16 protein-coding genes are annotated in these 14,044 nt (G+C 48.7%); 6 read left to right on the top strand and 10 right to left on the bottom strand.

What is annotated here, in order from left to right:
• Positions 1-145 precede the first annotated feature (145 nt).
• The gene (locus J7392_RS04720; RefSeq protein ID WP_209216414.1) at positions 146-550 is read left to right on the top strand and encodes a hypothetical protein; all 405 of its coding nucleotides are present in this window, start codon (positions 146-148) and stop codon (positions 548-550) included.
• Positions 551-561: 11 nt separating this feature from the next.
• On the opposite strand, the gene J7392_RS04715 is transcribed toward J7392_RS04720, so the two are convergent.
• From J7392_RS04715 to J7392_RS04695, 5 genes are all read right to left on the bottom strand, one after another.
• Positions 562-1,236 carry a hypothetical protein gene (locus J7392_RS04715; RefSeq protein ID WP_209216413.1) on the bottom strand — a complete coding sequence of 225 codons (675 nt, stop codon included), beginning with the start codon at positions 1,234-1,236 and terminating at the stop codon, positions 562-564.
• A 21-nt stretch (positions 1,237-1,257) separates the two neighbouring features.
• Positions 1,258-1,917, bottom strand: a complete 660-nt coding sequence (locus J7392_RS04710; protein WP_209216412.1) for a DUF433 domain-containing protein — start codon at positions 1,915-1,917, stop codon at positions 1,258-1,260.
• A gap of 143 nt (positions 1,918-2,060) precedes the next feature.
• Entirely contained in the window at positions 2,061-2,951 is an 891-nt protein-coding gene (locus tag J7392_RS04705) for a DUF2167 domain-containing protein (RefSeq protein ID WP_209216411.1), read from the bottom strand.
• A 92-nt stretch (positions 2,952-3,043) separates the two neighbouring features.
• On the bottom strand, positions 3,044-3,379 hold the full coding sequence (locus tag J7392_RS04700) for a hypothetical protein (RefSeq protein WP_209216410.1): 336 nt from the start codon (positions 3,377-3,379) through the stop codon (positions 3,044-3,046).
• A 179-nt stretch (positions 3,380-3,558) separates the two neighbouring features.
• Entirely contained in the window at positions 3,559-3,876 is a 318-nt protein-coding gene (locus J7392_RS04695; RefSeq protein ID WP_209216409.1) for a monooxygenase, read from the bottom strand.
• A gap of 144 nt (positions 3,877-4,020) precedes the next feature.
• Between J7392_RS04695 and J7392_RS04690 the strand changes: the two genes are divergently transcribed.
• From J7392_RS04690 to J7392_RS04675, 4 genes are all read left to right on the top strand, one after another.
• Positions 4,021-4,962: a hypothetical protein gene (locus tag J7392_RS04690; protein WP_209216408.1), complete on the top strand. Its 942-nt coding sequence runs from the start codon at positions 4,021-4,023 to the stop codon at positions 4,960-4,962.
• Positions 4,963-4,987: 25 nt separating this feature from the next.
• The gene (locus J7392_RS04685) at positions 4,988-5,398 is read left to right on the top strand and encodes a hypothetical protein (RefSeq protein WP_209216407.1); all 411 of its coding nucleotides are present in this window, start codon (positions 4,988-4,990) and stop codon (positions 5,396-5,398) included.
• A gap of 18 nt (positions 5,399-5,416) precedes the next feature.
• On the top strand, positions 5,417-5,830 hold the full coding sequence (locus tag J7392_RS04680) for a hypothetical protein (RefSeq protein WP_209216406.1): 414 nt from the start codon (positions 5,417-5,419) through the stop codon (positions 5,828-5,830).
• A 203-nt stretch (positions 5,831-6,033) separates the two neighbouring features.
• On the top strand, positions 6,034-6,561 hold the full coding sequence (locus J7392_RS04675; RefSeq protein ID WP_209216405.1) for a hypothetical protein: 528 nt from the start codon (positions 6,034-6,036) through the stop codon (positions 6,559-6,561).
• 56 nt (positions 6,562-6,617) lie between these two features.
• Here J7392_RS04675 and J7392_RS04670 read toward each other — a convergent pair whose 3' ends face one another.
• The 3 genes from J7392_RS04670 to J7392_RS04660 are packed head-to-tail and all read right to left on the bottom strand — an operon-like array spanning position 6,618 to position 8,349.
• Positions 6,618-6,932, bottom strand: a complete 315-nt coding sequence (locus J7392_RS04670; protein WP_209216404.1) for a hypothetical protein — start codon at positions 6,930-6,932, stop codon at positions 6,618-6,620.
• The gene (locus J7392_RS04665) at positions 6,929-7,516 is read right to left on the bottom strand and encodes a hypothetical protein (protein ID WP_209216403.1); all 588 of its coding nucleotides are present in this window, start codon (positions 7,514-7,516) and stop codon (positions 6,929-6,931) included. The genes J7392_RS04670 and J7392_RS04665 overlap by 4 nt, the downstream gene beginning before the upstream one ends.
• On the bottom strand, positions 7,513-8,349 hold the full coding sequence (locus J7392_RS04660) for a hypothetical protein (protein ID WP_209216402.1): 837 nt from the start codon (positions 8,347-8,349) through the stop codon (positions 7,513-7,515). The genes J7392_RS04665 and J7392_RS04660 overlap by 4 nt, the downstream gene beginning before the upstream one ends.
• Positions 8,350-8,666: 317 nt before the next feature.
• Between J7392_RS04660 and J7392_RS04655 the strand changes: the two genes are divergently transcribed.
• Positions 8,667-9,068 carry a hypothetical protein gene (locus tag J7392_RS04655; RefSeq protein WP_209216401.1) on the top strand — a complete coding sequence of 134 codons (402 nt, stop codon included), beginning with the start codon at positions 8,667-8,669 and terminating at the stop codon, positions 9,066-9,068.
• A gap of 32 nt (positions 9,069-9,100) precedes the next feature.
• Here the strand turns inward: J7392_RS04655 and J7392_RS04650 are convergent, their stop codons facing one another.
• Together J7392_RS04650 and J7392_RS04645 are read right to left on the bottom strand one after the other, a co-directional pair.
• The gene (locus J7392_RS04650; RefSeq protein WP_209216400.1) at positions 9,101-12,382 is read right to left on the bottom strand and encodes a DotA/TraY family protein; all 3,282 of its coding nucleotides are present in this window, start codon (positions 12,380-12,382) and stop codon (positions 9,101-9,103) included.
• Between the two features lie 484 nt (positions 12,383-12,866).
• On the bottom strand, positions 12,867-13,958 hold the full coding sequence (locus J7392_RS04645) for a hypothetical protein (RefSeq protein ID WP_209216399.1): 1,092 nt from the start codon (positions 13,956-13,958) through the stop codon (positions 12,867-12,869).
• Between the last annotated feature and the right edge of the window lie 86 nt (positions 13,959-14,044).

Genomic DNA, 14,044 nt, shown 5'->3' with positions numbered 1-14,044 from the left:
ACTTTTCCACTCAGTTGTAAGGGAGTCTCCACCTGGAAAGAATAAACCACTCGCCAAGCCGCCACGCCGATTACTAAGAAGCACAAGAGCAGGTTGCCGATTTCACCGTAGCGCGCACTTAAATAAAAAACAGGAGGCAGACATCATGAGCCAGAACACCAAGATCACCTATCGCTACACCGATCACGCCGGGTACAGTGCCCAGAGCCATATCATCCTGGAAGGCACCCTATCTGTCGCTGAGATAGGCGAGATCATTTCCTGCCTAGACAACAACAGCGTTGGGATTGAGCTGGGCACCGATGAACTTGGATACTTCATTCCAGGTCAGATCGGCCTAGACGACATTCAGGAGCTGGTGGGCAACCCCGGCCGTCCATGGGATGAGGACGACCACCCATTCCACGCTCTGATTGGCATCGAAAAGACAGATGAGGCTCCCACAATGGGGCGTACCGCTGCTTGGTTCGCTGAACAGATCCAGAAGACCCGCTGGGATTGGAGCTATGAGAGACCTGACATGGGGTCAGACCAAGGCTACGGCATGTGAAGATACGAAAGCTAACATTGCAGCGCTGATACGCTTTTTGGCGCGGTGATCCTGGCTTTTCGGCTTGCACGAGCGGCCTCGCTAGCAGCCCCAATTTTAGGATTGGCGCTCACATACAGTACAGCCGCATCCACGTCCTCCTGAACCAGACCCGGGAAACGGGCGTAGGTTTTTTCGATCCCATTATCCCGAAACTCTTTCGCGATATCGAAGGCACAATATTTCTGCTTTCCAAGAGTGGGAGCCTGCCAATCTGCATTGGTATCAAACGAGATACGCTGAAACGAAAGGATATTGGTGTTCAGATCGGCCATGGCATCGCTCACACGATTTCCGAAGCGGATCTTCATGCACCCGCTATCGATCACCAGGTCTTGTGCGACTTTAGGGTCGACCCTGAGCTTATCCCAGTTCTCTGCGCAGAAATTATGGACCATGACAACGAGGCGTGACCGAAAAGGTGACGTGAATTTTTCTCCCTCATCGATAATGAACGGGATCACTGGAATGACCGAAAGCTTCAAGGCACGGCTGCGGTATCTGCGCGCAATAGCTTGTTCCGGAAACCATTCATTCCCAATACGGTTCTGAACATGGTCATGGTCGAACCCAAGAACCACTGACGCTTCCTTGAAAGAAATCACCGAGTTTGCCCCGAAGCCTTCATATGTTCCAATGTTCAACATGCGATATCTCTCTTTCTCAACTCAGGTGCTCTGGAGGTGTTCTTCTTTGGGTTTATTGGGAACCCCCTTAGGGCGCCCGCCGCGAGGATGAAGGGTCGCATACAGCAGGGCGGCCTTAATATCATCACGCTTAAGCATTGGGTAGGCTTCTAGGGTGGCGGCAAGACCACTTTCTTTCACCAACTTCGCGACCTCATAGGCGTTGATTTCTGTACCTCTGAAGATCGCCTTGTCATCCTGGACGTCGGGGTCAGAGGTAAACTTGTTCATCGCAGCATGAAAACGAATGGCATCCGTCAAAACAGCTTCGATTTCCTCTCCCGGGGCGATGAGAACAGATTCATTCTCGTACACGAAAAATTTGGCTGCCGAAGGATCAGAACAGAGTTCATCCCAGTGATCACGAAGGTAGCCACCCATTTCAGCGAATAAGGAATGACGCAGCGAGAAGGACATCTTCTCCTCATATTTCAAAGAGAACGCAATCAGGGGAATGCCCCAGGCACGAACCATCACATGGGTTTTGAGGCGATGTTTAAGACGGTACGACATCGCATCCGAAAACACCTCTCGCTTGCGGATATACTCGACGCGCTTGGCCTCGATACCCAGTAAACCGCCCACTTCTCGCAGCAAGAAGCCAGTATCGGCGGTAAGGGGCCCATCAATGAAGCTATTCATTAGAAATTCTCTTAGAACAAGTTTTAAATTAAGTTAAGACAACTATAGAAGTTAGAACACAAGGTCAAGCAAGAATTATATCACGTCACATACAAATAAGGCCGCCTTGATGGCAGCCTTATTGAGGACACGCTTTGCGGCAGTCAACTCTCTGGGCGCTTACGATTGAACAGCTTACCGATCCAGATGAAGGGTAGGAAGACAAGGATCCACAACTTTTTGAGAAGGAGCATAGCAAGCGCCATGAGGCCCGTAGCGGCCGCCTTGCCATATTTGACGCCCACGAGGCCCGCAAGAACGCCAACCGCACCTACAGCGGCCACCTTGTCTCCGGTCACGAAGCTCGCGTAGCTCTGCTGAGGGGCAGGTTTATAGCTGTCCAGGGCCCCATTGATCATCGCAACAACCTGCGGCTCTGAAAGGTTGCTGTTTTCTGGTACGATACCGAACTCAACGTAGCCTTTCCGATCAAAGACGATAGCCGTGATGTTGCTCGTGACACGCCCATCCCAGTTGTATCTGGATGCGTAGTACATGTAGCCGCGTGCCTTATTGAGAGTGGGGTAGACTTGCCACCCCTCAAACCGGATATCGCCCCCAGTGTTCGCAGTCTGAGACTTAGCACCTGCACGCAGATGAGCCTCAATGTCGTCAATTACCTCTTCGCGCTCATTGCTCTCCCAGTCTTCAAAGCTCACATAGCCTTCCGAGTTAGGCTTCTCGATAAGCAGGGTGTCTAACCCCTCTTGGGTAGCCACCAGAAGCTTGTCGATGCCATCACATGATTCCCATCCCCAGTCATTAAGAACCATTGGACACCACATCGACTTAGGAACCACAAAACCGCCTTGGGATCCCGGCACATATTCTCCCCGCGACAATGGGAGGGCTTCGGTAAAAACTGTAGGTGATCCAGTCCCTTGAGCATGTACGACAGCTGGCATCGTGTTATAGCAGACAAAGGAGACTACAAGAAAACAAAGGTGCTCTTTCAAGAACCCTCGAAACGAATTTTGGGATTTCAGAATAGACATAATAGGTCTCTATGATTGGTTAAAACACCAAGAGCCTAGCAGATGCCCATATACCCGCATAGGTTATATTTCAGATGACCTACCACCCCTTTTTAGGGGGTCATCCCAGCTGTGCTAATGCACTCAGAGAACGTTTTGGATACCAGCTTCATATTTTTGGGGTCATCATCACCAGAGCTGGACTCCAAGCACCAAAACTTCGCGTCAGGCTCCGCATCCTCGACCAGGGAAAACTCAATATGACAAGCCTTATGATGCAGCCTGTCATCCCACAGGTGGCAAATATCATCAAGATAGCGATCACAGACCTTGCGAGCCTGATGCTCTGTATCAGCCGCAACCAAGATTGTGTCGTCGCCAATTTCGTCGCCTTCATTAAAGATGATGATGCCTAGTTCAACAACCGGTGTCATAAAGGTTAGTGTCATAAAGTGCTCCATTATAATTCAGATATAGATAGCCTTATTTTATGAAAGGCAGAAATGACGAAGCCCCCAAGCGCAGCAACACTTGAGGGCTTCTAGGATATACTCATCATCTTGATCTCAATGTATCAACAAAGAGAACGAAAATCAATATAGCATTCCAATTAATCAGCTCTGCATTCTTATCGAACGATCATCTCGCTGGCCTTATTGATGCCAGACAGGTGCTCGGACACCGAGAAGATGCGCGCCCGGATTTCTAGATCGGCGCCCATCATCCCACGCAGGCGGGCAGAGTGCATCTCAAGATAGCTCTGAGCAGCTTCCTCGTTCTCAAAGGCATAGATGCCACCACCTTCATAAGGATCTGTCTTCCAAGTCCATATTTTCCAAAGGAACCCTGGCTCATCATTGATGGACTGCGCCAGTTCTTCGAACTGCTTCTCAGCTTCGCTATCAAGAGGCCCCAGCATGGGGAAGTCAACTTGCAGGATTTTCATGTGTCGTCTCCAGATGTTTGATGCCTGCTAAGTTTCACAACCGGGCAGGGCGGTCAATCACCAGAACCCTTACGTCAACTTGCTAAATTCGATTGACCTCAACATGTATAAAAGTTAGAATATAAAGAATAAATTGAGATAGTCATGACAGATAGTTCGAACAGCAAAACAATTCTAGATAAGATTCATGCAAACCTGCCTGCCGCCGTGCAGCCGGAGGCTCTTGGGTTGAACCCTAAGTTCGCCACGATCACGATGGCCTCCGTGGATACTCACTTCGAGTTCGAAATGGCGCTCAGCGATAAACTGCAAATGCGTTTCTTCGGCCATGTAAAAACCAATTGCCATAACGGACAATGGTTTGCTCCCAAGTCAGAGCAGATGGATGTGAGAATGAATGCCGATGTCGCCTTCGACATCCCTGAAGAGCACAATGATGACTATCGCCATGGTGTTAGAGACATCTACGACAAAGCCTTCCTTAAGGATGTAGGCGAATTCTGCACATCAGACGATAAGGAAGCAAAATGGATTACAAGCGATCCATCCTTTCTGTTCGCCTCCCAGACAATCAAACACCGTGATGATGAGACCCGCCCGGTTCGTTACATGGAGTGGCTCTCAGACAAGCTCGAGACCGGGGATCATGATCTAGATCAGGTTCGTGTCATGTTTGATGAAGACGTCTTCGATGGTCACGGCAAATTTGTTGGTGGTCAGGTTCTGTTCAGCTTTTCCGGTGACGGGGGTCTGACTGAGCGCTTTGATGATGAAACCATGCTCAAGATGATTGATGCGGGCATTCTGCTGGGCCGAACTTCGACTTCGGCAAGTGATAAGACGAAGGCCAAATTCCGCAAACGGATCGAAGAGCCGGGCAGGGTGATGAACACCCTAGTTGGTATCGAGCATGGTGCTGAAGATATCCAGGTAGCTCTTAAGGCTATCGGACTGACCGACATGCAGCCTTTCGTGCCCATCCGCTGCGTCGGCAAACACAAAGAATATGCCAACGCAATCCTAGACGCGGTATTGGCTCGCCATAATATTGAACCGCAGCCTGCCCAGTCCGGGCCGAAACCATAAAAACCAAAATTTTAGAAAGACAACGATGCCAATTTCAAAGAAATATACCGATTTTGCGGACAAAATCAGTGTCCAAGTACTGCCTTACCTTGAGTGGTATGACCGCCCCATCCTCTTTCCTCTGATCACAGATCGCGGACGGGAACTCTGCATCTTGGTCGACGATACTGATCCTTATGGAGATCGCGACTATGGTGACGACATCTTCGTTTCCATTCCCATTTCTGATGAAGATTTCAAGGAAGTGCTTGAGGGCCGTACCGATTTACGTAACGCCTTCAAAGATGTGGAGAATCCTAGGGCCTTTGTTTGGGCTGGACACGGAGTAAACGCGATCAGATACCAGGATTTTGGAGGTCCTCTGCCGGAGAAATATCTGTGTGAAGAGGGGGCGTACGTGGACCATGAGCATGCAAAGTCAGAGTACAAACTGTAAGACATTAGTGGACATCCAATGACATTTTCAAAGAAACCATCTGACTTCAAATCGCATACCCAAGTAGAGGTTCAGGAAGACCTATACTGGTATGATCGGCCGATACTATTTCCGATGATTTCGGATCGCGGGCAGGAGCTTTGCATTCTGATCGCAGATGCCGAGCCGGTGGAGAACAGAGATATCGGGGATGACATCTTCGCCTCGGTACTGATTTCAGAGGAAGACCTGAAAAAGTTCATGGATTCGAAGATCGATCTACGGTCAGCCTTTGAAGGGGAAGACAAGAAGCCTCGCGTGTTCATGTGGCAGGGCGATCCTGAGACTAGTATTGGTTATCAGGATCTCAATGGTCCGCTACCTGACAAGTACCTGTCAGATGAGGGTGTCTACCTGGATCTCGAGGTTACAAAAGCCAAGCGGAGCCCATAGGCGACTACTGGAGACTAGGCGAGCAGAATGCCCGGGAAAGACAACACTAACTCGCTCGAAAAGGCTCGCAAAAATCTGATCGGCGCCATCTCACCCGAGATGTTGAAATGCAGGTTTCCGCGCATACCAATGAACAGGCGCCTACATTAAACTGCCGTTAATCATCCTCGGATAGCGTAGCTCCACTTATTGTTGGAGATACCATGTTTAAATATGTTGCGACCGCTGCCCTTATATTGGGCCTCGCAGGCCCCTTGGCTGCAAAACCAAAAGAATGCGATCCAGTCTTAATGGACTACCAATTCTGCCCAAAAAAGCTTTGGCAGCGCATGCACTACAAGAATGCCCCTGAAGGTCTGTTCGTGTGGCGAACCAATCGCACAGCTGCGAAACTCATTGTTGAGATGATTGCCGTTGGATCAGTCCCGGAAACTGAAATGGTGATGGACGCCATTAAAGACAGCGTTAGGCAATCCCTCATTGATCCATCTGCTGTAAGCTTTGAGACGGCGATGTTCAAGGATGGCGATGAGCAGGGCCTGGGGACGGTCATATATGAAATTATGATGGAGGGCGAACCCGTGCGTGTTCATCATTCTGTGCTAATCTCTGGTAACCTGATGATGCAGTATATCACGTCAACCTCAAATGATAACGATCAGGATGGATCAGAGACGCACCGTAGCTTTGTCACCAGCTTCAAAACCGTCGAGCCCATCCACGATGCCTGAAAGCTATCCCTGGCGGCTGTGAGGCCTTCTAAGAGCCGCCAGGTCACTGACCCTAGTCAGTGACCATAAGTCGTCAGAACCTGCCTGGAGAACTCTTTGATCTTCGGCATCAGGTATTTGTCGCGTACTCTCTCAACAACACAGCTGCTGCCATGATGCATGGTTTCCCATCTGCGGCATGAGCTGCGATACATCTCTATGTGCTGGCTAAAAGAGTACATGTTGGCTTCCACGCTCTTATCCGGATCGAATTCAAAGTACCACTTTGCAGCTACCTGTTCTTCGGTCATGTGGCGGTATTCGATCTCGATAGAGGCTGCCAACACATCCATGGCATCCTTGATGTCTGAAGAGCTTACTTCGTCAGTCATGGCTGTTCCCCTTCAGCCTGAGTACCCTCAGAGGACATCGTCTCGTTCATTAGTGTATAAGGTGCTAAGCGATTACGAATTTCTTGTTGGGTCTCTTCATCAGCATCTTTGATAACGCTCGCGGCGCGGAAAGCTTTCGCGAATGCATCTCCTCCTTGGGCATCTAACCCAAAATAGACACCAGCTGACATGACGGCCGCACAAGCATAAACCAATGTAGACTTTTGTACTCCCCAGCCAACCAACTGGATTGATCCCGGAATCCTGCGAGCAACAGACACAGATATACAACCCAAAAGTAGCGCAACCACTTCCGCTATAGTGAAAATTATCACATGGTCTATGTGAGTACCTAAGCCCTCAATATGACCTAATGTAACATTGATAAACTGTGCTGTAAGAATGTTTGCAAACCCGAGAAGCCCTCCAATTACAGAGAGGATTATAAGCCTTTCCAAAGCACCATTAATACGACCCAGAACCATACCGACCATACAAAGCGGAGAGAGCATGATCCCCATCCAAATTAACAGCATCCTCTTGAAGTGTGGACCTTTAAAGAAGCCAATAATCTTGTCTTTCATTGATCGACTTCCTTAAATTCGTATCCAGTAGTATCCCATTCAAAGGACCCTTTCTCGCTGATGATTGATTTCAGCTTTCCCTCTTTAACTTCATCTGATATCGCCAGATGGGTATCCGCTATGTGAAGAATAGCAAACGGCCTCTTACCGAGGTCGCTGAATATCATAAGGGGACATCCTGAATTATCACAAATCGCCGCATAATCTGCGTAGATCATATATTCCGGCTCGCCATCATAATTTAGGTCTGCCCCAGCTACCAGTGTACGATCATCGTCAGAAATAGCCTGCTCTATCATCGTAAATCTAGATCCCAACCCACGAGCCAATACGCGTTGAAGGTAATCCTCTTTCCCTTCAAATGCGGTCTCTGCGTCGGTAAAAGCAACCATTTCACCATATCTGCTTAGGTCACGCTTATAGCGACCATCTTGATATGTCAGGTGATTAACATCACTACGTGAATATGACCCAATAGAAATATTTCTGTAGCCTTCACCAAACTCACCGAGCGAGACTTGATACCCATAACTCTCTCCCAGCAGTTTCCACTTGCGATCCTCTTCGTCAAATTGACCAATAACAATATTACAGAAGTAGGTCCCATTGCATTTGCTCTCATCTCTGATAAGAACTTCGCTTTCGCCATCTCCATTTAGATCAATGGTCATCGCGCGTAGTCGCCTTATAGAGGTTGGCTGATCCCCCGTCATCTCCTGATATATGGGTGCCATGACATCAAGGTCTTGTGCCGTGAACATAGGCTTATATTCATATGATTGCCCTATTGTTGGCAGTAGAGAAAGCGCGGCGCCAATCATTATATTTTTCATCAGGAACTCCAGAGTGAACTTAGTGAATATATGGCTACACATGCGTTAATCAGCCGCTAATAATCAGTGATTACCGGATCGCCAGTGCAATTTCGTTGATGGGCGGGGCCTCTGCACAAGATAAAGCAAATAAAGTTGACAAATATCCATGCCTCCTATTGACGTTAACCTTTTATTAAGCTATATTAAGTGTAAGCAAAGAGGAATAAATGGCGACGTGAAGAAGTTATTCTAGAAGTCAAATCCTTCGAAGGCAGTCATTGCCCGAAGCGACTTAAGCGGATAACTTGATCGCCAAGAGGAACTGGAGAACTAAGATGAGCGACATGTTTGATACCTACAACCGGGTGTACGCGAATAGCGTGGCCCGCACCGCTCGCCATAATGGTCACAAGGCTCAAACGATCATCAACGAAAAGAATGATCGAATTGAAGAGCTGGAAAATGACGTATGGGGATGGGCGGCCGTGGCTTCAGCACGGGGTGAGGTAATCGACACCCTTCTAGAAGCATTAGATGCTCAACATGGTGGCCCTGAGAACAACCCTTACCGCGCGGAAAGCAAAACTAAAGTCGTTATTCCGAATGGTGAGCGTGAAGGTGAAAATATCCAGGAACGGGATCGAATATTTTTGACTTCTTTGAAGCGAATAATCGAGAACAACTGCCCTCACATAGGCAGCTGGAAAAGCCTCATACGGAAAATATCCGTTATATGAAAAGAGGGCGGGGAAACCCGCCCTCTTTATTTTTATTTAAGGTCTCCATTAGGTTTTGGCTTACTTCCACCACTTGGGTTAGTATCCGTTGGAGTATCTCCAGGTGCCTTTGCGCCGTCTTTATCAGCTTGGAAGCCAGCGCCTGCTTTCTGCATGCGATCCTCAGCCTGACCGACGAATAGTGCGGTGGTACGGTTCGCCTCATCAGCTTCACCAAGCTGCTCACCGCCCTGACCAAACCAGCGGACAACACGATCTGGAAGCTCATTGATCAGCTTAAAGCTACGGATCGCGAGCTGATAGTGCATGTACGTCATGATTAGCAGCATAACCAAAGCACCAACTATCGTACTTCCTTCAGCCATCGTAGCGCGCATTGCGATCTCAAAGGTAGCGTTCAGGAACCAGATCGAAGCACTGAACACTGAGAAGCTAAGGATGAGACCAAAGATCGCCAGTGTAGGACGCAGGAACAGGTTGAAGGCAATCATATAGCCTGGTCTCTGGACCTGATCGACGAATTCTTGACCATCCATACGAACGTGCATGAATGCCCAGATAGGCGCCGCAACCAGTGCTTCAGCAATCAGGATCAACATGCCAACCACGAAGAAGTTGAACATGATGTACGGGATCATTGGAAGGATGTAGGCGTGGACAACGCCGATAGCTAGAATGATGATACCTGTCATCTTCAGCAGCCAACCAATGCCTGATACTAGATTGTCTACGCTCTTTGGAGCGAGAGCCTCTACCACTTTACCACCAACTCCGAAGAAGAGGGATACAGCGATACTCGCAATGAATAGGAGTGCAGCAATGCCAACGATCATTTGGCCAAACTCTACCATATCGACCAATGCAAAGTAAGGATCAGGCTCCATCTGTAGGATCAGAAGCACGAAGGCCTCACCGATTTGGTCTAGCAACTTACCAGCCCAAGCTCTGATAAAGTCGACGATTGGGTTGTCAATTACTCCACCTAGTGCAGAGTCACCGGCCATCTGGCTAGAATTCAGATCCCAGGCGAAATTCTCTTGAAGCTCTCTTGGGCTGGTGATGGATAGAGCTTTTTCAGCAAAATCTGAATATTCCTCAGTAATACTAATCCAAGTTTCCCGAACATCTTCACCAGCATCAAAAGATGCAAGAGGCCAACTACCACTATTTGCAAGAGTAATCTTGTCTAGATTGTGGTTCATTTCTTGCATTCTCGCAATGATCATATAGAACGACCCGGCAGACGCCCAGCCCATTTCTACAGATTTATCGATATATGCTTCGAAGGCACTTCGGTCTCTAGTCAGCTCGAAGATTGACTCGTTGACGGAAAATCTCTCGGATTCAACAATATCAACATATGACTGATATGCGTGTGCCAAACTTTGAACAGCTGGTCCATTGAACGAGTGAAGCTGCTGCTTGTAAGGCTGCGTAGGTATTCCATTATCAGAATCCCCCACCGCCGCTTTGACTAGCAAATCAGCAGCTATTGCTGTATTCGGAAGCACACTATCGTCAATGGCGGCCCCAACTCTCTCAGCAGAGGCCATGATCAAGTCATAGGCTTGCTTGTGGGTTTCCAAGTCGACGTCCACTAGCTCCTGGTCGACTTCACCTTCATCTTGCCAGAACCAGACATTTTCGGCTTCTTCTTGGTGGCGAGTGGGATCAGATGAAGCAAGCTTCTGCTCGAGAGCGGAAACATCCATGAAGTCCATACTAAGCGAACCACAAGAACCAAACGACCATGAAATCGTTGGGGCAGCCTGCATTAGGAATACCTGACGCGTATCCTCACTGGACGGAGGTGCGGACCCAATCGCAATCTTCTGACCACCGATATTGAAGCCAATTTTGTGGCTCACGGCGCCTGTGAGCATTTCCTGATATTTCAAGGAAGATCCTGCACCGTCATAAGTAATACCCGCAGAAAGCTGTGGAGCAATCTGCGACATCTTGTTGTAGAGCTTGTCAAATTCTGCTTCAGTTATGCTATAGAGTTCTACATCTCGATCCCAGGTTGGGTCCTGAGCCGCGAGGAGCTTAGATGCTTGGGTAGCAATTTGAGATATACCTGCGACGCAGGCTTGTTTCTGAAGAAGACCCAATGCGATATCTTGAGCATCACCTCCGTCCGCGATCTCGCGCACAGCCGCTCCATATTCTTGACGCTCACCCGGATTTCGACCATCGAGTAGCTCCGTGAGGTAGTTGGTCGTTCTGAAGGTTTCAATATAGCTATTCCAGACAACATCAGCCATTCCTGAGCCCCACAGAGCGATCTGAAGGACAACTAGCTGAATGGCACTGAAACCACCTGCGATGGGAACGAGGGTACCAACACCGGCGGTAACACGAACTGGAGCCCAGATCTGGTGCCATCTCTGGCCCAGCATTTTACCTTCGTGCGCAGTCGCAATCATACCTGCAACTGTCTGCCAACCCAGCATTGCTGCGGACACGGTAAGCAAGATCGTATTGAAAGTGCCGAAAGCATTTGAAAGAGGTCCAGCCCATGGGCTTAGTCGAACACCAGGCTCAATTGGACCAACCGGCGCTAGTGTTTGCAGGAGCTGGTAGAAAATCTTTCCGCTATCTGCGTTGGAAAGGAAGTCCAAGGCTCCCGAAGCAACGCCTGGAACACCGGCGACCCCATCTGAGGGGTCCATATTCGCCAAGGCTTGCGGGGCACCGGCAACATAGGCCACCGACACTGCAACGATCCCCAGCATAGCCTTAGTGACCGTACTGACACCTGGGAGCCAATCGGAAGCGTTTGACTTAAACTCGCTCCATGAACCCAATCGTCGAGTTCTAAGCTGCCAATTCCAGAACAACGAACGCATCGTCATCGGAACGACAAACAGATGTGCGAAGAATGGGAACAGCCAGTGGCGTAGGCTGACACCCTGCATGCCAAACGGCATTTGATAGAATGCCCATACCGTCAAAGCCAAGAGAATGAACATCCAAGTGAACGCGTGCGTGCGGGATGCGCGCGTTATTCTTTGAATATCCTCTTCTGTCCGACCATAAAACTGCATAGCAACCTGAAACCTCTGGGCGGGATCATCAGAAGTGGTCGGCAAGGGTTGCGCCTTATCGCGGGAGAACAGCCACTTGGCGGCTGATGCTGTGCGTTTGATGCTACCTGCACCCAACGAGCCAACTTTTCTAACGCCCGAAGCGATGCCCGATACACCGGTAATGTATCCAACCTTGGACTTTTTCCACTCATCAGCACCCAGAAAATCATCCTTTACGATGCTGGTTGCCTCACTCTTGACGTTGAACTTCTTTTCTTCCGACATCAAATGTCTCCCGCGTATACAATGGCCATATGCTTTGCTTGCATTAATGGTCATTTAAATGTGAGCCTAATCTCGCAAGAATTAAGCTTGCGGATTCATGGCTGGTAACAATGCTTTGGTATTTATATATGCGGTGGTCATTATGAATGCCGGATATCACCAGGCATAATCTTCGAAAAACACGATTACTCACGTATATTTCTTATCCAAGACTCGATTTATCGCCGTCTAAAAGAAAAGGGGCCGAGAGTGTAATCCCAGCCCCTTTGATGGATTAATATGTTCTATTAAGACTTCGTCCAGCCTATCGAATGACGGCAGCTTTCACTTGGCTTGGCTCCACATTTTCGGCACGGCTCTCTCATAGTTCTCATCGACACACTCCTTTGTTTGGAGGCATCATAAACAAGAAGTCTTAAATTAATATTAAAGTGATTTTTAAAGAAGAGGGCCACTTCCATCATCACGTCGAAGCCCTTTCGCGCTAATGAACCCTGGCCGCCGGTAGAGTTTCGTCCGGCATCATAAATTCGATATTGAATACCGCATCAAGGGACCTCAGGATTTCCCGGGTCGAGTATTTGATAACTTCCATAGGGATGCCAATCTTCCCGAGATACTCTTTCTCGTAAAATAGAGTGAAGTGCAGGCCATCTGGTAGAAACTGACAAAAGACCATAAGATCCCTAATATTCTCAACGGAGATCACCTTATGGGTTAAAGCTGCCAACTGATGATTGAACATCGTACTGGCAACGCATTCTGATGACATGTCCCACGGAGTAGGCATACTGAAGATAACTTTATACTTATCTGACGCCTTACCGATAAGTGTGTCCCACTTCGCAAAGATCGGAAGCACATCTCTGCTCTTACGAGCCTTGGTGAGACCGCTGTGATCCATCCCGTCTCTTACCGGCCGCACAGAAACGCCCATCAGATAGTGAACATCTCCACTTTTGTGATCTCCAAAATCTGGCATTTCAGAATTGGGGCACTTCTCGATCAAATCTGCAATCTGATCATGCATCTTGTTGAGGTGATCGGTCTGATTTTTCCGATCAAAGTATGCATCACGGACGTACCCTGAAAGCCGGAAGATATCTAAGGGACTGAACGCGCTCAGCATGCCTGGCGCAAAGCTACCGCTCACCAGTAGGACCATGGACCCTGACCCACAAAACCCGCTTCTTGCCATCGCCTCGGGGATGATCCCTGCACCATCCTCCGCAGAGATCATATTGGAGATATCTTCTGCTCTACCAGCAACCGGAATAACAAAGGTCTCGACAAAGTATTTGGTCATCTTTCCCCCTGGGAGGGCGATCTCATCTGCCCATGCACTTGCGACCTCTTCCACTGACTGCCTAAGCTTCCAGAAATCTTGGGCTGACATAAGGTTACCCACCTCACCGAGAAACTTCTCATCGAGGAAGCTTTGGTCAAAGCCCATGTGAACCATGTCGATAAAATATGAATACTTACCCCCAACCGGCTTTGGCTTACTTGTTTTAGTCCAAGCAGCCTTCCAAGCGTTGACGAGGTCTTCGGGGTTGAATTCTCTTACTGGGCTCATAGTTAGCGTCTCCAAGGTAAGGAGAGTTTGCACACTATGAATTCAAATGGCAACTATTGCTGCCGGATCAAGTCGCCAGCTTTATC

It is taken from the genome of Sulfitobacter sp. R18_1, from assembly GCF_017743915.1.
Taxonomy (GTDB): domain Bacteria; phylum Pseudomonadota; class Alphaproteobacteria; order Rhodobacterales; family Rhodobacteraceae; genus Sulfitobacter; species Sulfitobacter faviae.
The sequence above is the reverse complement of the archived record's forward strand: the minus strand, read 5'-3'. Positions and strand labels throughout refer to the sequence as shown.